Annotated in this window: 17 protein-coding genes; 6 read left to right on the top strand and 11 right to left on the bottom strand. The window is 61.2% G+C overall.

What is annotated here, in order from left to right:
• Positions 1–140: 140 nt before the first annotated feature.
• A complete protein-coding gene (locus AC1PLS_RS05800; RefSeq protein ID WP_005920554.1) occupies positions 141–770 on the top strand; it encodes a TetR/AcrR family transcriptional regulator in 630 nt (209 codons plus the stop codon).
• Between the two features lie 99 nt (positions 771–869).
• A complete protein-coding gene (locus AC1PLS_RS05795) occupies positions 870–1,322 on the top strand; it encodes a hypothetical protein (RefSeq protein WP_184431886.1) in 453 nt (150 codons plus the stop codon).
• A gap of 285 nt (positions 1,323–1,607) precedes the next feature.
• Here the strand turns inward: AC1PLS_RS05795 and AC1PLS_RS05790 are convergent, their stop codons facing one another.
• The 9 genes from AC1PLS_RS05790 to AC1PLS_RS05750 all read right to left on the bottom strand — a co-directional run bounded on the left by AC1PLS_RS05790 (position 1,608) and on the right by AC1PLS_RS05750 (position 11,871).
• On the bottom strand, positions 1,608–1,868 hold the full coding sequence (locus tag AC1PLS_RS05790; protein WP_184431888.1) for an XAC0095 family protein: 261 nt from the start codon (positions 1,866–1,868) through the stop codon (positions 1,608–1,610).
• 325 nt (positions 1,869–2,193) lie between these two features.
• A complete protein-coding gene (locus AC1PLS_RS05785) occupies positions 2,194–3,801 on the bottom strand; it encodes a type I restriction-modification system subunit M (RefSeq protein WP_184431890.1) in 1,608 nt (535 codons plus the stop codon).
• A 296-nt stretch (positions 3,802–4,097) separates the two neighbouring features.
• Entirely contained in the window at positions 4,098–5,216 is a 1,119-nt protein-coding gene (locus tag AC1PLS_RS05780; RefSeq protein ID WP_184431892.1) for an AAA family ATPase, read from the bottom strand.
• A complete protein-coding gene (locus AC1PLS_RS05775; protein ID WP_184431894.1) occupies positions 5,213–6,388 on the bottom strand; it encodes a restriction endonuclease subunit S in 1,176 nt (391 codons plus the stop codon). Before AC1PLS_RS05775 ends, AC1PLS_RS05780 begins: the two co-directional genes overlap by 4 nt.
• Complete coding sequence (locus tag AC1PLS_RS05770) at positions 6,378–6,563, bottom strand: hypothetical protein (protein ID WP_481104277.1); 186 nt, start codon at positions 6,561–6,563, stop codon at positions 6,378–6,380. The genes AC1PLS_RS05775 and AC1PLS_RS05770 overlap by 11 nt, the downstream gene beginning before the upstream one ends.
• Positions 6,564–6,618: 55 nt before the next feature.
• A complete protein-coding gene (gene dinD, locus AC1PLS_RS05765; protein WP_184431897.1) occupies positions 6,619–7,467 on the bottom strand; it encodes a DNA damage-inducible protein D in 849 nt (282 codons plus the stop codon).
• A 17-nt stretch (positions 7,468–7,484) separates the two neighbouring features.
• Positions 7,485–10,499 carry a type I restriction endonuclease subunit R gene (locus AC1PLS_RS05760; protein WP_184431899.1) on the bottom strand — a complete coding sequence of 1,005 codons (3,015 nt, stop codon included), beginning with the start codon at positions 10,497–10,499 and terminating at the stop codon, positions 7,485–7,487.
• Between the two features lie 108 nt (positions 10,500–10,607).
• Positions 10,608–11,144 (bottom strand): MarR family transcriptional regulator, encoded by a 537-nt coding sequence (locus AC1PLS_RS05755; protein ID WP_184431901.1) that lies wholly within the window; start codon positions 11,142–11,144, stop codon positions 10,608–10,610.
• A 130-nt stretch (positions 11,145–11,274) separates the two neighbouring features.
• Complete coding sequence (locus tag AC1PLS_RS05750) at positions 11,275–11,871, bottom strand: TetR/AcrR family transcriptional regulator (RefSeq protein ID WP_184431903.1); 597 nt, start codon at positions 11,869–11,871, stop codon at positions 11,275–11,277.
• 70 nt (positions 11,872–11,941) lie between these two features.
• On the opposite strand from AC1PLS_RS05750, the gene bdcA reads away from it, so the two are divergent.
• The 4 genes from bdcA to AC1PLS_RS05730 all read left to right on the top strand — a co-directional run bounded on the left by bdcA (position 11,942) and on the right by AC1PLS_RS05730 (position 15,755).
• The gene (gene bdcA, locus AC1PLS_RS05745; protein ID WP_184431905.1) at positions 11,942–12,655 is read left to right on the top strand and encodes an SDR family oxidoreductase; all 714 of its coding nucleotides are present in this window, start codon (positions 11,942–11,944) and stop codon (positions 12,653–12,655) included.
• A 258-nt stretch (positions 12,656–12,913) separates the two neighbouring features.
• Complete coding sequence (locus AC1PLS_RS05740) at positions 12,914–13,777, top strand: Smlt3025 familytype IV secretion system inhibitor (RefSeq protein WP_184431907.1); 864 nt, start codon at positions 12,914–12,916, stop codon at positions 13,775–13,777.
• 25 nt (positions 13,778–13,802) lie between these two features.
• Positions 13,803–15,128, top strand: coding sequence for a Smlt3024 family type IV secretion system effector (locus tag AC1PLS_RS05735; protein ID WP_184431909.1), 1,326 nt, complete (start codon positions 13,803–13,805; stop codon positions 15,126–15,128).
• 249 nt (positions 15,129–15,377) lie between these two features.
• Positions 15,378–15,755: a hypothetical protein gene (locus tag AC1PLS_RS05730; protein ID WP_481104276.1), complete on the top strand. Its 378-nt coding sequence runs from the start codon at positions 15,378–15,380 to the stop codon at positions 15,753–15,755.
• A gap of 68 nt (positions 15,756–15,823) precedes the next feature.
• Here AC1PLS_RS05730 and AC1PLS_RS05725 read toward each other — a convergent pair whose 3' ends face one another.
• Together AC1PLS_RS05725 and AC1PLS_RS05720 are read right to left on the bottom strand one after the other, a co-directional pair.
• Positions 15,824–18,487, bottom strand: a complete 2,664-nt coding sequence (locus tag AC1PLS_RS05725) for a M1 family metallopeptidase (protein ID WP_481104275.1) — start codon at positions 18,485–18,487, stop codon at positions 15,824–15,826.
• Positions 18,488–18,662: 175 nt separating this feature from the next.
• A complete protein-coding gene (locus tag AC1PLS_RS05720) occupies positions 18,663–19,955 on the bottom strand; it encodes an adenylosuccinate synthase (protein WP_024938603.1) in 1,293 nt (430 codons plus the stop codon).
• Positions 19,956–20,569: the final 614 nt, after the last annotated feature.

Below are 20,569 nucleotides of genomic sequence, written 5' to 3'. Positions count from 1 at the left end.
AAAACATGGTCGACCAGCGCATCTGTGACCGGTGTTTCAATACGCACGCGCATCCATGACTGATGGCACAGCAACAAGCGAACGCAACGGATGGGTAACGCCGCGCCGGTATACTGCAGCCCCCCGACACCCTGCTGCCCATGTCCAACGTCCTGTTGCTGCGCACGGCAAAAGAGCGCGAAGAACTGCTGCTGGAAGAGGTGCTGGACGCCACCGAGCAGTGCATCGACGTCATCGGCCTGAGCGCCACCAGTTTCGAACTGATCGCCGAGCGCGCCAAGGTCAGCTGCGGCAGCCTGCTGCAACGTTTCGAAGACAAGGACGCGCTGGTGCGCGCATTGCTGGAGCGCAACTACATGCGCGCCATCCGCCAGATGTGGCTGGTGGAACGCCCGGCCAACGTGCATGTGGTGGATTTCATCGCCGGCCTGCTCGAAGAATGGCTGCTGCAGGAAATCAACATCAAGCGCACCCGCATCGACCTGGAACTGCACCTGGCCACCCTGCGCGACCCGGTGCTGGCCGCCTTCATGCGCCGGCAGAGCGCATCGCTGATCGAACACCTCAGCGCCCTGCTCAAGCGCCTGCTCCGCGGCCACGCCGACCCGGCCAGCAGCGAACAGGAATTCCAGGCCCGCGTCTTCGCCGTCGCCGCCATGTGCGGCGGCCTGCACAGCGTGATGACCAGCGGCATGGAACTCAACCGCATGCATCTGCAGTTGATTTTGCGGGAGAGTTTGTCTGGGATTTTGAAGTCTGCGCCGGTTTAGCGCCGCTAAGCCACCGAATCTCACGGACAGCGCTGCGCGGATGGCTTGGCACCGGGAATCGATCGGATAAGATCACCCCACATACCAAGGAGGGATGCCATGCGTGATCGAGTCTTCAGTAAGGGAGCTGGATCGCTAGCGCTTTTTGCAGCGCTTGCCGTCTTCAGCTGGTCCGTCAGTGCGACGAGCACGGTAGTCACCTTCCACACGCCGGACAACCAATACGAAGTGGAGCTCTACGTTGGCGGCGGCTCCGAGGAGAGCGGCGGAATTGCGGGCGCAATGATCAAATGGCCCGGCTACGAACATATGGGACTGCCCTTCAACGGGGTGAAGTACCACATGGACAAGGCGATGACACGCGCCGGTGCTCAGTATATGAATACCAGTGACCCAGAGGTTCCTCCATCTTTCACTCTTGAGATTGAGGGAAACAAGGGCCGCCTGATCGTGGGCAAGCGCGTCATACCAGGGACGGCATCATGGATTGTTGGTCCTTACGCCCCTGAGAGCACGTGGGAACCAAGGCACATGCGCAAGGACGGACAATGAAGCGCCCTTTACGCAGCGCATGGCTGGCCCTCTTTCTACGATTAAGGCTGCTTCAACAATCCATGCGCATTCTACTGCCGCTACAGCGTCAACCTCGGCTACGACTTCATAAGCAGCTAGAAACTGAGCGTCAGGAACACCTGCCACTAGCGTGAGTTCAACGGCATCGACGGATACGTCGACACCATCAGCCTGGGCGGCAGATTCTGCTTCTAAGCGAGTAGACATCGGTAAAAGATCAACGGCAGGTTGCGCAATCAGCCTGCCGTTTTTGTCTGCCAGCCATCACACCTTGCGCTCCACCGCCGCAGGCCATTGCACCTCTTCCAGCACATGGGTCACCTGCGTCGCCAGTAGCTCCAGACAGACCGCCAACTCATCCATACAGATAGCCGGCTGCCGCGCCAGCTCTTCGGCCTGCGTGCGCGGCTGCGCCAAGCGCGCCAAAAATCGCATGTGGTCGCGCAGCTGCTGCAAGCGGTACTGCGCGCCTTCTGGCAGGTAGTAGCCCGGGTATGACTGCACATCGCGTACAACGTCCGACATGGCCTGCTCCTCATTCCATGGAATCAGCCCGCCCGCCGCAAAGCGACGGACGGGAAGTCGGGAGGCTCGAAACCGCATATAGCCGGCGGGCTTATTTCCCTTGCGGGTGTTGTATTCACCGCCCTCCCGACGCAGGAATCACGTCGGTTGCACCCGCAATACAAACAGGCACAAAAAACCCACCAGTATGTCGGAGGTGGGTACCGCTATATGAGGAGTTTCGAGGCTCCGTACCGCAAGCGTGCTACCGCAGACGCGGCGCGTCAAGAGGGCGCGTGCGTATGCGCACTTGCTACCCTAATTGCAGCCACGGTTAACATCAGCATCAAGGCAACGGCGGAAGCCCCAACTCCAACAGGAACGCGTTGTGCCGCGCCTTGCTCTCGCCAATCTCCTTTTCGATCTGCTTGAGTTGCGCATGCACCGCATGCAGATCAATCTCCTCTGCCGCCTGCGCGGTGCTGACATAGCGCGAGATATTGAGGTTGAAGTCATTCTTCTCGATCTCCGCCATCTCCACGCGACGTGCGTAGCGTGGTGCCTCTTTGCGGTCGCGGTAGGTCTCGACAATGTTGTCGATATGTTCAGGCAACAATCGGTTCTGGCGCTTGCCCTTCTCGAAATGCTCGGCCGCATTGATGAAGAGCACGTCATCGGGCTGCTTGCACTTCTTCAGCACCAAAATGCACACGGGGATGCCGGTGGAGTAGAACAGGTTCGGCGGCAGCCCGATCACCGTATCGATATGCCCGTCCTTGAGCAGTTTGGTGCGGATGCGTGCTTCTGCGCCGCCTCGAAACAACACACCGTGCGGCAGGATGATGGCCATCACGCCATCGTCCTTGAGGTAATGAAACCCATGCAGCAAAAAAGCGAAATCCGCCGCCGACTTGGGCGCCAGACCATGGCTGCGGAAGCGCATGTCTTCGCTCAGCGCCTCGTTCGGCTCCCAGCGGTAGCTGAAGGGCGGGTTGGCCACCACCGCATCGAAACGCGGCATGCGTGCGGGGTTGGATTCGCGCAGCCAGTCCCACTCGTTCTTCAGCGTGTCGCCATGGTGGATGTCGAATTCGGTGTCCTTCATCCCGTGCAGCAGCATGTTCATACGCGCCAGGTTGAAGGTGGTGACGTTCTTCTCCTGCCCCACCAGCTTGCCGATGGCGTGCGGGCCCAGGCGCTTGCGCACATTGAGCAACAGCGACCCTGACCCGCAGGCGAAATCCAGCACCTGGTCCAGATGCGTGCGAGGACCGGCGGACGGGTTCTGGCTGTCCAGCGTGACGATAGCAGAGAGGATGTCCGAGATGGGCTGCGGGGTGTAGAACTCGCCTGCCTTCTTGCCGGACCCGGCCGCGAACTTGCCGATCAAATATTCGTAGGCATCGCCCAAGGTGTCGCTGTCGGTGGAGAACTGGGCCAGGCCTTTGGCGATCTTGCCGAGGATTTTGACCAACTGGTCGTTACGCGCCTTGCGCGTCTTGCCCAGCTTGTCCGAATTGAGATTGATCTCGGAGAACAAGCCCGCGAAGCTGCTCTCGAACGAGTCTTCCTCGATGTGCTTGAACGCCTCCTCCACCGTGGTCAACAGGTCCTCGCTCTGCTCGCGCGCCATATTGACGATGTTGGTCCATAGATATTCCGGCAAGATCACGTAGTGCACCTTGCGCCGCATCTGCGTCTCGAAGGCCGGTATGTCGCCAGCGTTGTCGGCGTACCAGAACGACAGCGGCGCAAAGCGGTCCTCAGGCTCCAGCTCCGGGTATTCGTCGCCCAGCTCGCGCTGTGCAGCGGCCTCATAGTTGTCCGACAGATACTTCAGGAACAGGAACGCAAGCATGTAGTCGCGGAAGTCGTCCGCGTCCATGCTGCCGCGCAGGTCGTCGGCGATGGACCATAGCAAATCGCCGAGCTTGTTTTTTTCGTCGTGCGTCATTGGGTTTTAGGATTTCTCGCGGTGATTGACTTGTTGCAGTGTGGCGTCCAGCAGGTAAAGCGTGATCGGGCGTCGACGGCGTGCCCGCCCTCGGTTTGAACTGTCAAGAATTTATTGACAGTTACCAGCGCTTTCAACTCGTTTTCTTCAAGACGTCGTCAGGTGCGGGGAAACGTTCTACTTGTTGGTGTCGAATAGCTCGATAATCCTGGCCAGTCTGGACCAGACGGTCTGCCGGACGGCCCGCATCTGCATCTGACTGCGGCCGTCTTTCGGTGGTGTCGAGAATCGGCATGTCAGGCATCCGTGCCGGGCAGCGGCACCCTGTTGAACGGATAGAAGGCCAGGAAATCATTGAGCACTTTCTCGAAGTGCTCCTTGTTCTCCTGCAGCATTTCAACCGGATCGTAGAACGAGTAGTTGCCATGGCTCATGATGTTCACCACGCGCCCGTACAAGGTAGCGTCGGGGTCGCCCTCGGCATCCTGCTTGATGCAGACCGAGAACTTGTCATGGCCGTGGAAGATCTGCGCCTTCTCCAACAGACCGCGCAGCGCATTGAAGTGGTGCGTATAGATCTGGCCCGAGTCGCGGGCCCGGCACAGCTCCTCCAGCAAGGCCAGATGCTGGAAGAACGGCGTATCGCCACTGAAGGTCAAGGTGAACTCACCCGTGGCGCGCACTCGCGATAGCAACCATGGCTGGAACTTGCTGCGGTCGATCAGCTTGATCTCGTTCCACAGCACGTTAAAGAACAAGGCATGATGCGTCGAGATCACCGTCTTGATGGCGTGGTCTTTCCGCGCCAGGAACTGGCCAAGGTGGTTGGCGACCACAATGGCGTTGTGTTCGTCCAGCGAGGAAATGGGGTCGTCGATGACGATGTACTTCACCCACTGGTAGGCCTCGGCGCCGTCCATCGCCAGTTGCACGATGGCCAGGAAAAAGCACCAGATGAACATGGTTTCCTCGCCACGGGAGATCTTAATCGGCTGCTCCGCGTCGCCTTTAGGGTAAAAACGCACCAGTCCTGCCTCTGCATCGATCTGGAAATCGAAATCCGCGTAGCGCTGCAACAGTGGCCGGATGCGGGTATCCATCTCCAGCGATGAGAGGCCCAAAAAAAGGCGGGAGGCCGTGTTGAGAACCAGCTTGCGGTCGCTATCGCCAGCCAGATCGTTGTCCCAGCCAAACAGGTCTTCGGTATAGGCGTTAAAGTACAGCGTGTCGCGAGCATCTTCCTGGCGACCGATGTTCTTGAATGCCATCGACAACTGGGTTTTGCCGACACCATTATGGCCGTAGAGCAGCACAAAGTGCTTGGCTCTTTCTGGCGTATTCGCTGGACCGTCTAGCGTCGTCCGAACATGGGTGGCTAGTGCAAGAAGATCGGCGAAAGGCGGGAGTGGACTCATGGTGTGCTCGCTTCCATGGCTGGGAACAAGCCCTGCATCAGTCCCTTTTTATGTTGCTGCAAAAAGATAATCTTCCCGGACTGCGCAATGATCAGCTCGTCAAGCCCCGACAGAATATTGAAGATGCATCGTTGCTCCTCCGGATCAACAGGAAAGAGAACGGCTTTTTCCTTCAGAATGGAAAAGTGGCGCCGATATTCCTGCATGACCAGGGGACGAGCCAACAGAAACTGGTAAAGGAAGCCCGTCGAAATACCTTTCTTTGCACAGAAAATCTTGATGCCATCCGCACCTTGAGCGAATAGCCTAGTCGCTAATTTCAGCTTACAAGTATGATCGCCGAAAACAATCAATGGGAATGGACCTTCGACAAGTTTATCCTTATCATTTGTCCATCCAGCTATTGGCTCCTGCGACTGATCAATAATGGGATAGCGACCTTGCGCCATATATTCCGATGTCTGCAGTTTCTCAGGAGGCGCCACCGTCTGAATGCAGCTCCCCAGTTGAGATTCTTGCCACCCGCCATTAAAGCCTGGAAAGCGCAGGCGCGGCAAGCGCTGGCCTTCAGCGGGAAAAAGCTGATCCATCAGGCCCTGTTTGTGGGTCTTAAGGGCGTCAAGCTTGCGGATTTCCGCACCAATGCAGTCATCAAGGGAGGATAGGCAGTCCGCGATTTTTTGCTGTTCGGCAGCACAGGGGACTGGCACTTTCATACTTGCAAAAATTGAAATCCAGTGCCGCCCGTGCGCACCCACCTCATAACTAATAATCTGTAACAGCTCGTAGAAGAATCTGATACTAGCATTATTCCTTGGCAGCAAAATCTTCATCGCTGATGACTTCACTTTAAATGGGAAATTTACAAATTTTGATGAAGTCGTAAAATCATCAAAAATAATAACAGGCAAATTCTGATCGAAAACTCCATCAACCTCATCCGTATAACCAAGCACAAATGTCTTTCCAGCCGTTAACACTGGCACCAGATAATTATTGTTGTAGCTCGTGGCACTTACCAAGTACGGCGTCGGCTGGAGATAGTCCAAATGATCCCCTAATTTTTCAAACTGCCAGCCGCTAGCATCAAAATAAGCGGGGAAACGCAACCTTGGGACTATTTCCAGGGTCTTAATTGCGTTTGATATCTTAACTTTTCCATTACTGCTCATGCGCACTCAACCTCTTGATCTCCCGCCTCTGCGCCAATCGCTCCAGCACCGAAGTCAGCTGCTCCCTCAAACTCAGCTTGTGACGTGCGCGGTCATTCCAGCCCAACACTAGCGGCGCCATCAAAGCACTCAATGCCTCGCCATCAAACACGCAGCAGTGCAGGATCTCGTTCAAAACCATCTTGAACGCTACCAACGCGCTCAGCGCGCAATTCGCAGACACTATCGGGCTACTCATCGCCCTCCAGCCTGCCGGGGTTCTTGAGCGCCGCTTTCTCCGCCGAAGCCAGACGACGCTCCACCTTCTTCACATCTTCAGCCGGTGCCAGACTCTCTGGACGAATGCCACGACTGAGCAAGGTGTTGCGCACCGCTTCATTGTTGGTCACATGCTCGCTTGAAATCTTCTGCTCGCTGCGCATCTGCTTCTCGCGCGCATTGTGAATGGTGATTTCGGTGGCGAAGTCCTTGGCCTTCAGAACGATAGTAGGCGCGAAGTCCGCCAGAGGCCGCGTATCCGGCACACGCCAGTGGGCTTTCATGGCTTGGGTGCTTTTACCAAACAATGCCTGATCTCCTTTGCTACGGATCAACGCAAAATTCTGGTTGCCACCAGTTTGTTCGAAAATGACATGCGACAACTCTTTTTCCGTGTCGGAGAGCTTCTTGCGCGCCGAAACCCGCTCCGCATCCAGTAAATGCTGCTCGATCAACTCTGCCTTGCGTGTCTGCATGGCAAAGTAGGTCTGCGCGAATGCAATCTCCTGTTTCCTGGGGTCGCCATTCTGGGCAATCAGGTAGCAGGCGTAACGGGTCAGCATGACATCGTCGATCTCACGCTGGCTGCCGGAGCCGATATCGACCATTTTGTTGACGTCAACAAAATGGTCGGCCACCCGCTGGCCCGAGACCTCGCAGGCAGTTTCGGCCTTATCGATGATCTTCAGGAAGTTACGCCACTCGGTATAGCCCAGCAAGGCTTGTACGTCGCGCGCCAACCAATATTCCACGCCATTGTCGGCCTGTTGTGCATGGCCTTCGAAACTGGCGGTCAATGCTTGAATGTGCTGTGTTTCCATTCTCTTATCCCTATCCCTTACTGCGCATATGCACTCAGCCCCGCAATCTCGCGCCCCTGCGCCAACCGTTCCAGCACTGGCGTCAAGTACTCCATCAATTCCAGCTCGCGGCGTGTGCGGTCCTTCCAGCCCAACCCCAGCGGCGCCATCAGCGTACTCAGTGCCTCGCCATCGAACACGCGGCGGCGCAGGATGTCGTCCACGAAAGCCTTGAACGCATCAGCTTCCAGCCCGTGCGCCTGCGCGATGACGTTGAGCTCGTCCGTCCGGCGGTACGCCTTGAAGGTCTCGTATCCTTTGCGGATAGCGGCTTCCTCCAGCGGCTGGTCCATGGGCAGGCTGCGCAGGTAGTCGGCAATCAGGTCGCGCTCATCCAGGAACTTGGCATCGGCCTGAATTAGGCCAATCAGCTGCTCGCGGGTCATGCTGCGCTCGGCTGCCGGCTTGCCGCTGTCGCGTGCCACCAGCGCCATGATGTAGTCGTAGTCGATCAGGTTGGAGGCGAACAGCACGAACTCGAACTCCAGGTTCTGCACCTCCTGCGACGCGGTGCTGCCTTGGGCCTGCTGCTGGGCCTTGAGCCGCTGCGCGGTCTCCAGGTAAGTGCCGCGCCAGGCGCGCAGGTCGTCAGGGCTGATCACCTTGTCTACCTGCGCCTGTTGCTCGGGCGTGATGTCGGTGTACTGGTCCACCTGGGTCTTGAGCCGCTGCACTTCCTTGAATAGCTCCACGAAGCGGCTGCGTGCGGTGTCGCCGCGCAGGTTGGCCACTTCATCGGGCGCGTTCTGCAAACCTTGCGACTGCATGAACTCGTCCAGCCGCTGCATGGCGCCCGCAAGCTGATCAATGACCTCGGGCACCGGATCCACCAGCCAGATGCGCGCGGGCGCTTCATTGCCTTCGCCGGAGAACAGCTTGATGGCCTCGTTCACCGGGTCCTGCTGTTGACGGAAATCAAGAATGCTGCCGTAAGGCTTGGCATCGTTGAGGACGCGATTGGTGCGCGAAAATGCCTGGATCAGGCCGTGATACTTCAGATTCTTGTCCACATACAAGGTGTTGAGATATTTGGAGTCGAAACCAGTCAGCAGCATATCCACCACGATGGTGATATCGATTTTCTCAGCGCCCTTGCCAGGCAGATCGGTATCGGGGATCTGCTGCAGCTTGATGCGCTGTTGCACGTCCTTGTAGTACCCGTCGAATTCGCCGATACGGAAGTTGCCACCGTACTGGGCGTTGTAGTCGGCGATGATCTGCTTGAGCGCGGCGTATTTGCCTTCCGGGTCTTCGCGGTTGTCAGCTTGCTCTTGCGGCAGGTCTTCTTGCAGCTGGCGTACGTCGGCGGCGTTCTTGCTGGCGTCTTCACCGCCCTCGGCGGCCACCGCTTGCGCCGGTGGGGAGAACACACACGCAATTTTCAGCGGACGATAGTCGGCCTCTTGTGCCTGGCGCTCGGCTTGCATCTTGCTGAACTGGGCGTAGTACTCAATCGCGTCGTTGATCGATGCGGTGGCAAACACCGCATTGAACCGACGCTGCGACGTCGCTGCGTCATGCTTATTCAGAATCGTCTCGATCACTTTTTGCTTGAGGATAGCCTCGCCCGGCTTGGGCGGATGCTTGCCCTCAGGCTTGAAGTGATCCACATGGAACTTCAGCACATTCCGGTCATCAATGGCGTGGGTGATGGTGTACGCATGCAACTCGCGCTGAAACAGATCTTGGGTAGTGCGGTAGCGGCCGCTCTGGCCCTCGCGCTGAACGCTGGCGGCGTTCTTGTCGAAGATCGGCGTGCCGGTGAAACCAAACAACTGCGCACGCGGGAAGAACTCCTTGATGGCCTGGTGGTTGTCACCGAACTGAGAGCGGTGGCACTCATCGAAGATGAAGACCAAGCGCTTGTCACGCAGTGGTTCCAACCTTTGCGCATAGTTGCGCCGATTGTTGCCATCCAGCGCCAAGCCCAGCTTCTGGATGGTGGTAACGATGACCTTGTCGGCCTTGTCGTCGGACACCAGCCGGCGCACCAGCGCCTCGGTATTGGTGTTTTCTTCGACGCAGCCTTCCTGGAAGCGGTTGAACTCTTCCCGTGTCTGGCGATCCAGGTCCTTACGGTCCACCACGAACAGACACTTCTCGATATCCGGGTTGTCCTTGAGCAGGGTGGATGCTTTGAATGAGGTGAGCGTCTTGCCGCTGCCTGTGGTGTGCCACACATAGCCGTTGCCGCCGTTCTTCTCGATGCAATCGACAATCGCCTTGACCGCATAGATCTGATAGGGACGCATCATCATCAGCTTCTGTTCGTTCGCCACCAATACCATGTAGCGGCTGAGCATCTGCCCTAGTGTGCATTTGGGCAAGAAGGCATCGGCGAATGCGTCAAGGCGGCCGATTTTGCGGTTGGCCTCGTTGGCAAACTGGTAGATGGGCAGAAACTGTTCCTGCGCACTGAAATTGAAGTGGCGCGGGTTATTGTTGGCAAAGTAATACGTTTCCGTCCGGTTGCTGACGATGAACACCTGCATGAAGCACAGCAGCGTGCGGGTATAGCCATTGCCCGGGTCGGCTTTGTAGTCAACGATCTGCTGCATGGCCCGACGTGGGTTGATTCCCAACGTCTTCAGCTCGATCTGCACGACCGGCACGCCGTTGATCAACAGGATCACGTCGTAGCGATGATGGCTGTTGTCGCTGTTGATACGCAGCTGGTTAACCACCTCGAAGGTGTTCTTGCACCAATCGCGGGTGTTGACCAACGTGTAATGCAGTGGCGTGCCGTCGTCGCGGATGAATGTTGAGGTCTCGCGCAAGCGTTGCGACGCGCTGTAGACGTCGCTGGTCACGATGTCTTCAAGAAGCCGCTGGGATTCGGTCTGAGTCAGGTAGACGCGGTTAAGCACCTCAAACTTCCTTAGGAAGTTGCGCTCAAGTGCCGATCGATCCCGCAAATCCGGGCGCAGCGTGTACTTCAGCTCGTCGAGCTTGGCGATGAGATCCCGCTCGATATCACTTTCCTTGACGTACATGAGAACCTCTTGATCTGGCGGCCAGCCCCTCTTGGACTAGAGCATGGTCATGCGGAGCATTTTAGCTGCTGACTACAGGTGGTGCTGGTTCTGACCAAAGAACCAGAGCTACGGCCCAGCCGCGTCGCCAATCCCCAGTAACTGCTTGAGATAGCGCGCTGCCAGCGTGCGCTCGCGGGCGCGCCCGCTACGCAGCGCGTCCTGCAGCGCCAGCAGCTCATGCAAGGCAGGGTCGGCCAGCGCAGCGTTGGGCACACCGGTCGACAACGGCGACAAGCTGGGGCCTTTGGCCGTGCCCTGCGCGCTTGGCCACACCGGTGCATCCCCTGGGGAGCTGGAAATGGCAATGGACAGTGGGGGCACGCCGAAGGCCGTAGGAATGCCACGCCTTAGCGGCCCGATGACGGCAGGAAAGGCGTAACGCACACCGTGAACCGCGAACTCATGCAGCGCCGTGCGTACCGTCTCCCACTCGCCGCGGCCTTTTTCCAGCGCCAAGCCGGATGCCACCGCGCGCTTGACGCTGCGATGCACCTGAGACGGGCTCATGCCCAGCGCTTTTCCAAGGGATGCATACGTCCAGACCTGGCCCGCCTGCGCGACCTGCTTGTACAGCACCACCAGATCCTGGGGCTTCAGTTCCACAGCCGAGCCCGCCTTATTCCATATTCCGGAATATGGAATATCCAGCGAGCGAGCTGTTTTTGCAAGCAGTCTTCGCTAAGCGCTCTGACTAAACGAGAGTCTACCGCTCAACGGCGGAAGCCAGACACGCTCACCCAATTCCCCGCAGCGCCGCCCGAATCCCCTCCCCCGCCAAGCGCGCACTCGCCAACAGACGCTCCAGGCTCTGCCCATGCCGGGCGCTGGCGGACAGCCCGGCCATGGTGGTGCTGACGAAATCCGCCAGCCGGTCTGCGTCGTGCGGGCACTGCTTGGCGATGTGGGAGCGGATCAACTCCTGGGCCGCGACATGAAAGCCGCAGGCGGCCTCGCGCGCCTGCGCGTCGTTGCTGCGCGTGCCTTCCAGCACCAGGCAGCCGGTGGCAGCGGGATCTGCGGCATAGCAGCGGGCGGCCTGCTCCAGCACGTCGGCCAGCGCGTCGGCCAGCGGGCGGGCGGTGTCTAGGATCTGTGGCAACGGGATGGCCCCGGTCTGCGCGTAGCGGTCGAGGATGCGCGCATACAGGCCGGCCTTGCTGCCGAAGGCGGCGTAGAAACTGGGCGGGTTGATGCCCAGCGCTTGGGTGAGGTCGGCCACGCTCAGTGCGTCGTAGCCGCGCGCATGAAACAGCTGCTGCGCGGTGGCGACCGCTTGGTCCGGGTCGAACGCCCGTGGCCGGCCGCGCGCCCGGGGGGTTTCTGTAGTCATAGTTACAAAATCCTTGACGGCAGACGAGATCTATTATGTATTACTCGCTACATTAATTGCGAGGTGGTGCATGTCAGCGTTCAAAGACAAGTCGGTATTGGTGCTCGGTGGCAGCCGGGGGATTGGGGCCGCCATCGTGCGGCGCTTCGTGGCCGAGGGCGCACGGGTGACGTTTACCTATGCCGGCTCTGCCGAGGCGGCGCAGCGCCTGGCCGGTGACACCGGCAGCACCGCGGTGCTGGCCGACAGCGCCGACCGCGATGCGGTCATCGACACGGTGCGCCGCAACGGGCCGCTGGATGTGCTGGTGGTCAACTCCGGCATCGCCTTGTTCGGCGATGCGCTGGACCAGGATCCGGACGCGGTGGACCGGCTGTTCCGCATCAACGTGCACGCGCCCTACCACGCCGCCGTGGAGGCAGCGCGGCAGATGCCACCCGGCGGGCGGATCATCGTGATCGGCTCGGTCAACGGCGACCGCATGCCGCTGCCCGGCATGGCGTCCTACGCGCTGAGCAAATCCGCACTGCAAGGGCTGGCGCGCGGGCTGGCCCGCGACTTCGGGCCGCGTGGCATCACCATCAACGTGGTGCAACCGGGCCCGATCGATACCGATGCCAACCCGGAAAACGGGCCGATGAAAGACCTGATGCACAGCTTCATGGCGATCAAACGCCACGGCCGCGCCGACGAAGTGGCCGGCATGGTGGCCTGGCTGGCAGGCTCGGAAGCGAGTTTTGTCACCGGGGCGATGCATACGATCGATGGTGCATTTGGGGCATGACGCGGCGACGTCTGCGTTGACCACGCTGCAGCTCGACACTTAGTGCGATCAAGGGCGGCAAACGCCCTTCTTCGGCACACGTGGCGAGCTGCCGTTGCACCGCCCGCGTTTTGATCCACGCGCCTTTCCTGCCGGCGGAGCGTGATCGCATTCCCATGTCGTGCGGCGCATGGCACGGACAATCTCAGGCTTCGCCCTTGCTGTCGCGCTGATCCCAAGTTGCCTATAGTTGCGGCGAACCCTGCAATGGATTGACCAATGCACATGATGTCATCCGGCCGGTGCCTGGCTCTTGCACTCGCCGTCGCCGTGACCGGCAGTGCCTGTGCACGGACGCCATCACCCGAACAAAAAAGGACTTCCCCCATGTCAGGCACCGTTACCACAGGCCGCACCATCAACGGGCACACCTATTCGGACGCGCCGGTTGACGTAAAGCTGGGTCCGAACACCTTCCGCATCCCCGCCAACTACCTGGACAGCCAGATCGCACCATGGCCGGGCGAAGGCGTGACGCTGGTCATCGAGTGGCCAGATATGACCCCCACCCCGCCCGGAGCACGGGCCAACCCGCGTACGAATGATTTCCGAAAGGAGATCTCAGTTCGAATCAATTACATCGACCGGGCTCCTATCGAGACATCATTAGAGCGACATTCTTCCAATGATGCGATAACCGAGGCCAATTCAGTGGAACGTCGAGATCCGAGGCAGCGCCTCGATCTCCGCCTTGCCCAGCAAGACACGTTGGACCTAACGCCTTACGCAATCGACGAAGCGAAAATGCTGGCGTATTCGAAAGAGTACGAAGACCACTACGGGAAACCGCCGATTCGCAACCCTGCCTACGAAGATGACTGGTACGTCGCGCGCGACTCAAGCGGCGGCCTCATCACCTTCATCAAGTGCGACAGCACCAAATTTCGTGGAGACGGTGTGCGGCTGGAGGGAGCTGAAGTAGTACACGAGAAAGGCGCTGTTGCTGCAAGTTGTGTCCACTACTTCTCTGATATCGAGAACAAGCTTTCTATCACCCTGAACTATAAGCGCGCCTTCTTGAAGGACTGGAAACGCATGGAAGACGCGGTAAGGACCGTACTGGCCCGCACCAAAGTCAGGTGATCGGCGCGACGATAAGGAGCAGGACATGAGCGGATTGAAAGAGCAGGACCTCAAGATTCTTTCCAGCTATGCGGACGCGGGCAACCGCGAGCTGTACTGGAATTATCTTTCGCAGCTAGATGGTGCAGATGGCTACGGGACACTGGCACTGGGCGTGGTGCGTAACGATAGCTTGCCCGGTCAGGTTGCAAATAGTTACGCACAGAATTATGCCAGGACACAGCACGATAACGGCTCTCACTTTGCCAACGCGAACCTGAGCGAGAGGCAGTGGGAAGCGTTTGGGCAAACCCTCCTCAAAAAGGATCTTGAAGCCAGGCAATACTGGATGAGCGAACACCGTCCGGACCTAGCGCAGAATTTGCCTGGTGCTGATGTCATGCGGGCACACGATCAAGCCTTCCTGGACCATGAGCTCGACCCCAACTGCTGGACCCCACGCGTCCTCCTGCAAGCGGCCCTGGAAAAAAGCGGTCCCCAAAAGCTGGAACAGATCTGGACCAACATGCTCGACAACGAGTACGGCGGCGCTGCCCGTATCAGGAACACGGGCTACGAGACCTTTGCGCAGATGGGACTGGCGGCCGGCAGCCAGTACCTGGCCAAGCTCGGCACCACCGAGGCGATCCAGATGCTGGAAGGCCGCTCAGCCGTCGACCCCAACGTCATCGGCAGCAACAGCTTCTACGCGATGTACTTTGAAAAAGAGCAGAAATGGGTGAACGTCAGCGCAGGCGGTGGGCATCTTTCCATGCGCGAAGAAACAAATCCCGGCCGTATCGCCGAACTCGACGATGCCCGCGCCGTGCGTCTGGAACGGCAGCAGAAAGCCACGCAGTTCCATGAAGACGATTCGCACCGCTCCATTACCCGCAGCCCGCTCACGGTATCGGTCGACGGGCTGCCCGATCGGATGCAGCCGCCCACCAAACTCGCCGATATCGGCCCTGAGCACCGGGACTACGCATTGCTGCAGCAGGTGCGCGCAGGCGTGAACGCGATCGATGCGCAAGCCGGGCGCACACCAGACGAGAACAGCGAGCGCCTCATCGCCAGCGTGATGACCCTCGCCCGCCAGAACAACCTGGACCGGGCCGACCACGTGGTACTGAGCGAGCAGACGACCGACAGCCCGGCCGGCCGCAATGTGTTTGTGGTGCAGGGCGAGTTGAACAACCCGACGCACCTGCGCGCCCACATGCCGACCGACGTGGCCGTGCAGACGCCGGTGGAGCAGTCGCTGCAGCGACTGGAAGTCGCCAGTACCGATCGCCAGCAGGCGTTGGCACAGAGCCAGCAGCAGGAGGCGGACAACCGGCAGCGTGAGAGTGCGTCGATGCGCATGGGATAACGGCGCTAGGCGGGTGGCGAGGCATTGCGGCGGCTTCTTGGGCTATGGCGTGCAGGCGATACCGGTTGGCAACGTCGGCGTGGCGCGCGACGATCTCCAGCACCGGCTTGTGCGGGTCGGGTGGCAGTGCATCGAATAACAGGGACACCGGCTGCAGCGATCAGGGAACTGCCGACATCACGGCCCCGCAAAGCCCGCCTCACGTTGCGAGCGAACGGCCAGCACAAACACCATGGCGATCTGCGCGACATGGCAGTACAGCGCCAGATTGCCGTGCGCGCCGTGACCGATCGCCAGTTCGCACTTGTCGCCGCCGGCCGGCCGATCAGCGGATTGGTTTCCAGCGCACCGATTGCCGCAATGACCTCGTACAGGCGTGCTGCGACATGTGCGGCCTCATGGCGCTGGAGCTGGTCGAAGATCTGCTCAAGATCCTATGCAACCTCCGGTGCCAGCGCGATACGCGCCATGCTACCGGGCTGGTTTGCGGGCCGTGGGACGCTTTGCCGGCTCGCCGGCCATGCGCTTTTCCAGATAGCCACGCATGTCGTCCCAGGCGATGGTCTTCCCGGACGCCACGATGCCGGCATCACGCTGCTCGGCGGCCTCGCTCCCACCTCCAGGTGACTGCCGGCGCGGCAAAGAAAAAGCCCGGCAAGACCGGGCTGTTTCCTGTGCTGCGATGACCGCAACGCTCAGCGCTTGCGCGCCTTCAACCATGCCTTGATCTGCGGCAGCGACGCCGCCCGCAGCTTCACCCGCGTCTGGATCGTGTTGACGGCGTTGTCTGCGGCCTGCCGCGAGGTCGGCGCGATGTACTGCTCGGCATAGGCCTTGATCCGGTCGGCCGTGGCAAGCTCGGCCGAGTCCATGCCCAGGCCGGGGTAGTAGCGGGCACGCGAGGTGGAGTCCACCAGGGTGTCCACCTGCGTGCGATGCGCCACCGCGAAGTCGAAGGCAAGCTCCGGGTGCCGGGAAGCGACCCGGTCGATCATGCTCGCACCGGTGGTGGCGCCCGGCTCGGCTGTCAACGCCAGTTCCAGCGCGCGCCTGGCCAGTGCCTCGTTGTTGGGCATGGAGAGGAAGTCGTAATAGGTGTCGCGCACCATCGACGAGGTTTCCTGCCTGGCCAAGGCATGCAAGGCGTCCCAGGTGGCGGCGTCGGCATTGTGCGCAACCGCGCCCAGCACGCTGTCGCGCAGCTCCGGCGACAGCGAGGCAGGGTTGGCCTGGAAGGCGGCAAAGCGCCGGCGCGCCTCGGCGATCACGGCGGCATCGCCCATGTCGCTGAGGGTGGCGATCAGGCGGGTACGCAACTGCTGGATCTGCGCCGAATCGCCAGCGCGCTCGTCCCAGCCCAGCGTTGCGAATTCGGCCGCCAGCCGCGGCACGGCATAGGCACGCCACGTGGCGCGCGCAGCCGGGTCGCGCTCGAAGCTGCCATCCACATCGTCGTAGATGCTGGCCACCATGTCCCAGACATCGGGCGATGCACCTGCCGCCACCTGGGCGGTGAGATCCAGCACGTCGGCCTGTGCCTGCACGCCGGCACCGGCCAGTGCGTTGGTGTCGTTCAACACACCCACCTGGTCCACCACCGGCAGCAGTCCAAACCTGTCGGTCAGCGCCTTGAACTGCGCGGGCGCATACCAGGTGCGGAAGTAACCCTTTTGCCCGGCATTGACCACCACCGGTGCGTCGCAGCCGGGCACCTGCACCTGGGCGGTGCCGTCTACCAGCACGCGCACCGGCGCGCCATTGCCGCTGCGCAGGACGACCGGCACATGCCAGTGCAACGGCTGCTTGTCGGGGCGGTCCAGCGTGAACTCGCCCTGCTCCAGCGTCACCGCGGTCTGGCCGCCGACGCAACGGCTGGTGGCCTTGATCAACGGCACGCCCGGCTGCAGGGTGAAGTCGTGCGCCACCTGGGTGAATTGCTTGCCCGGGGCCACCGCGTCGATCTGCTGCCACAACTGGTCGGTCACCGCGTTGCCGTACTGGTGCTGCTTGATATAGCTGCGCACGCCGGTGCGCCAGTGGTCCGAGCCGACGTAGTCTTCCAGCATGGCAATCACCGCCTCGCCCTTCTGGTAGGTGATGGCGTCGAAGGCCTGGCTGGCCTGCTCCACGGTGGCCACGTGCTGCACCACCGGGTGGGTGGTCGCATACGCATCGCGCCGCATCGCCGCGCGGCTTTTCAGCGCCGGGCCGGTCTTGTCGATATCCCATTCCGGATGCAGTTTTGCCGTGGTGCGCGCCTCCATCCAGTTGGCGAAGCCTTCGTTGAGCCACAGGTCGTCCCACCACGCCATGGTCACCAGGTTGCCGAACCACTGGTGCGCGATCTCATGCGCGGCCACGGTGAACACGCCTTGCTTGGTGTCGATGTTGGCCACCGCCGGATCCAGCAACAACGAGTATTCGAAGGTGAAGATCGCGCCCCAGTTTTCCATGGCGCTGAAGAACTGGCTGCGCCCGGGCGCGGCGATGTTGTCCAGCTTGGGTAGCGGGTACGGGATGCCGAAGTAGGCGTTGTATTCGTGCAGCACGTCGCGGCCGGATTCCAGCGCGAACTGCGCCTGGCCCACCTTGCCCTTCTGCGCGATCACGCCGATCTCGGTGCCGTTGTCGGCGGTGACGGTGGCACGCTCGAAATCGCCCACGCTGACGAACAGCAGGTACGTGGACATCTTGGGCGAGGTCTGGAACGCGATGCGGGTGCGCCCGTTTGCGCCCGGCTTGGATGAGGCCACCGGCATGTTGCTCACCGCCATCTGCCCGGCCGGCGCATTGATCGCCAGGTCGAAGGTGGCCTTGAAGTTGGGCTCGTCCCAGGAGGGAATGAAGCGGCGCGCATCGGAGTTTTCGAACTGGGTGAACAACGCGCGGCGCGCACCTTGCGCGGTGGTGTAATCCAGCGCGAACAAGCCGTTGGCCTGTGTGTTGATCACGCCGCTGTAGTCGATGGACAGCACGTACTCGCCCACTGCCAGCGGCTTGTCGAACGCGAACGTGGCGGTTTGCGCCTCGGCATCGGTGCTGACCTTGGCAGCTTGCGGCTTGCCGCCCTTTTGCGTGAGCGTGCCCCGCGCCAAGCTCAGGTTGGCGGCCTGCAACACGATGCGGTCGGTGGCCTGCAGCACGCTGACGTCGATGGCGACCTTGCCGTCGAACGTCATCTTGTCGGCATGCGGCGTGATCTCCACCGCGTAATGCGTGGGCTTGGCCGTGCGCGGCAACTGGGTGGTGATGGACGAGGCGGCGGCGCTCGTCGGCGCGGGCGCGGCGGCGAGCACGCAGGCAGCCGGACTTGTACCGAGCAGGGCCAGTGCGATGGCGGTCACCAGGGGAAGACGCATGGGAAATTCTCGATGTGGGCGAAGTGGGCAGGCAAGCGGCGCCAGGCCGCGGATGATCCGCCGGAACGGTGCGCGCAGGCACCGCCGGAAGTCATGGCAAATCTCAGCAATCCTCAAATGCCAACGGCCCGGACAAGCCGGGCCGTTGGACGATGCCGCGTCTGGCGTCAGCCGATCAGGCGAACGGATCCTGCAGCACCATCGTGTGGTCACGATCCGGGCCGGTGGAGACGATCGAGATCGGGCAGCCGGCCAGTTCTTCCAGCGCGCGCAGGTAGGCACGCGCGGCCACCGGCAGCTTGTCCCACTCGGTGATGCCGTGGGTGTTTTCGGTCCAGCCCGGGAACTCCAGGTACACCGGGGTGCACTCTTCCCAGCCCTGCGCGTCCAGCGGGGCGTATTCGGTACGCTTGCCGCGGTATTCGTAGGCGATGCAGACCTTGAGCTTTTCCATGCCGTCGAGCACGTCGAGCTTGGTGATGCACAGCCCGGAGATGCCGTTGATGGCCACCGCACGCTTGAGCGCGACGATGTCCATCCAGCCGCAGCGGCGCGGGCGGCCGGTGGAAGCACCGTACTCGGCACCGCGGTCGCGGATGCCCTGGCCCACTTCGTCGTCCAGCTCGGTCGGGAACGGGCCGCCGCCCACGCGGGTGGCGTAGGCCTTGGCGATGCCCAGCACGTAGTCGATCGCATCGGCGCCCACGCCGGTGCCGGCCAGTGCGCCGCCCACGGTGGTGTTGGAGCTGGTGACGTACGGATAGGTGCCGTGGTCGATGTCCAGCAGCGCGCCCTGCGCGCCTTCGAACAGCACGCGCTTACCCTGCTTGCGCAGGTCATGCAGAATGCCGGCCACGTCCGACTTCATCGGCTGCACGTAGTCGCCGAAGGCCAGCGCTTCGTCGAAGGTCTTCTGGAAGTCCACCGCTTCCACGCCCAGGTACTTGGTCAGCACGAAGTTGTGGTAATCCAGCGCGGTGCGCAGCAGCTCTTCCAGCTGCGGCGGGTAATGCAGGTCGGCGATGCGGATACCGCGGCGGGCGACCTTGTCTTCGTACGCCGGGCCGATACCGCGGCCGGTGGTGCCGATGGCCTTGCCGCCGGCGGCCTTCTCGCGGGCCTGATCCAGGGCGATGTGGTACGGCATGATCAACGGCGCGGCCGGGGAGATCTTCAGGCGCGAGCGCACTTCCACGCCGGCACCTTCCAGCTCGCTGATTTCCTTGATCAGCGCGGCCGGAGAGATCACCACGCCATTGCCGATCAGGCACAGCGCGTCGTCGCGCAGGATGCCGGACGGAATCAGATGCAAGACGGTCTTCTTGCCGTTGATGACGAGCGTGTGGCCGGCATTGTGGCCACCCTGGAAGCGGACCACCGCACCGATCTCTTCGGTAAGCAGATCGACGATCTTGCCTTTGCCTTCATCGCCCCACTGGGCACCGAGCACGACAACTGACTGACCCATGACGGGTGAACTCCTGAGTTTTGCTGCGGCCATCGGGGCCGCGGGATGGGACCGGTTCACGGCTGGCGGAGCCGCCTGGCGCGCGGCTCCATCGGGGAGCGTTGCAGCGGCGCGTGAAGCCCTGACACGGAAAAAGCCGAACGAGGTGCCCTGTGTGAGCGTGCCCGGCCGGCTTTTGTGCATTATCCGGGTTTCCGGTGACGTGCACTACCCCTGGCGGCCGGCGGACCGGGCGCGGGTCAGATTGCGGCTGGCCGTCGGTTACACGGTGCTCCGAGCGCTGCCGGCCCCTAGCCCGGGAGATCCCGTCGCGACAATCCCAATGGCTCGTAGGAGCGCACCAGGGCGCGACCGGCATTACCGGTAACGCCGTCGCGCCCAGGTGCGCTCCTACGCTGCCCGTTGCGGTCGGAATGGACCCACTCAGTGACGCACGATCCACAGTGCAATCGCGCCTAGCACCAGCGTCACACCACCAATCGTGCGCCCCATCCATCGGCTGACGCACGCCCTGCGTAGGAGCGCACCTGGGCGCGATTGCCTTACCGGGCATGCCCGTCGCGCCCGGGTGCGCTCCTACGGTGGGGGGGACGGCAGTGACAGGCACATACGAC

Source organism: Xanthomonas sp. NCPPB 3218 (assembly GCF_056725185.1).
This window is presented reverse-complemented; position numbering and strand designations above follow the sequence as displayed.

Excerpts from the sequence above, each read along its gene's own strand:
- AC1PLS_RS05780 (WP_184431892.1), bottom strand. The coding sequence starts at position 5,216 with ATGAGTCCACTCCCGCCTTTCGCCGATCTTCTTGCACTAGCCACCCAT.
- bdcA (WP_184431905.1), top strand. The coding sequence starts at position 11,942 with ATGTCAGCGTTCAAAGACAAGTCGGTATTGGTGCTCGGTGGCAGCCGG.
- AC1PLS_RS05795 (WP_184431886.1), top strand. The coding sequence starts at position 870 with ATGCGTGATCGAGTCTTCAGTAAGGGAGCTGGATCGCTAGCGCTTTTT.
- AC1PLS_RS05740 (WP_184431907.1), top strand. The coding sequence starts at position 12,914 with ATGCACATGATGTCATCCGGCCGGTGCCTGGCTCTTGCACTCGCCGTC.
- AC1PLS_RS05750 (WP_184431903.1), bottom strand. The coding sequence starts at position 11,871 with ATGACTACAGAAACCCCCCGGGCGCGCGGCCGGCCACGGGCGTTCGAC.
- AC1PLS_RS05760 (WP_184431899.1), bottom strand. The coding sequence starts at position 10,499 with ATGTACGTCAAGGAAAGTGATATCGAGCGGGATCTCATCGCCAAGCTC.
- dinD (WP_184431897.1), bottom strand. The coding sequence starts at position 7,467 with ATGGAAACACAGCACATTCAAGCATTGACCGCCAGTTTCGAAGGCCAT.
- AC1PLS_RS05800 (WP_005920554.1), top strand. The coding sequence starts at position 141 with ATGTCCAACGTCCTGTTGCTGCGCACGGCAAAAGAGCGCGAAGAACTG.
- AC1PLS_RS05730 (WP_481104276.1), top strand. The coding sequence starts at position 15,378 with ATGGCAGTACAGCGCCAGATTGCCGTGCGCGCCGTGACCGATCGCCAG.
- AC1PLS_RS05785 (WP_184431890.1), bottom strand. The coding sequence starts at position 3,801 with ATGACGCACGACGAAAAAAACAAGCTCGGCGATTTGCTATGGTCCATC.
- AC1PLS_RS05720 (WP_024938603.1), bottom strand. The coding sequence starts at position 19,955 with ATGGGTCAGTCAGTTGTCGTGCTCGGTGCCCAGTGGGGCGATGAAGGC.
- AC1PLS_RS05790 (WP_184431888.1), bottom strand. The coding sequence starts at position 1,868 with ATGTCGGACGTTGTACGCGATGTGCAGTCATACCCGGGCTACTACCTG.
- AC1PLS_RS05735 (WP_184431909.1), top strand. The coding sequence starts at position 13,803 with ATGAGCGGATTGAAAGAGCAGGACCTCAAGATTCTTTCCAGCTATGCG.
- AC1PLS_RS05725 (WP_481104275.1), bottom strand. The coding sequence starts at position 18,487 with ATGCGTCTTCCCCTGGTGACCGCCATCGCACTGGCCCTGCTCGGTACA.
- AC1PLS_RS05775 (WP_184431894.1), bottom strand. The coding sequence starts at position 6,388 with ATGAGCAGTAATGGAAAAGTTAAGATATCAAACGCAATTAAGACCCTG.